Annotated in this window: 1 protein-coding gene; it reads right to left on the bottom strand. The window is 53.0% G+C overall.

The window, feature by feature from the left end:
- Window positions 1–50: 50 nt before the first annotated feature.
- Window positions 51–247 (bottom strand): hypothetical protein (locus Q4563_RS21690; protein ID WP_303606004.1); only part of this gene is annotated, 197 nt, incomplete at its 5' end.

Genomic DNA, 247 nt, shown 5'->3' with positions numbered 1-247 from the left:
GTCAAAGGCATTCATATCGAGAATCGGGCGTACCGCAGAATCCGTCTGATTCATTGGTTGGTCTCCTGTTGGTTCAGCCATTGCTGTGCCAGTTCGACGGTACCCTGGGTATAGGTTTCGTGTCCGGCAGAGGCAGCGGTCTCGGTTTCCGGGTGGCTGGCGATCCAGGCCGTCAGTAACAAACGACGAAACAGAATAAAATCCGGAATCATCTGGATATGTTCATCGGCTAACGGCTGTACGGAAC

The sequence above is a fragment of the Gilvimarinus sp. 1_MG-2023 genome (genome assembly GCF_030548285.1).
Note: the sequence above shows the minus strand (reverse complement) of the source record. Positions and strands in the feature narration are given on the sequence as shown.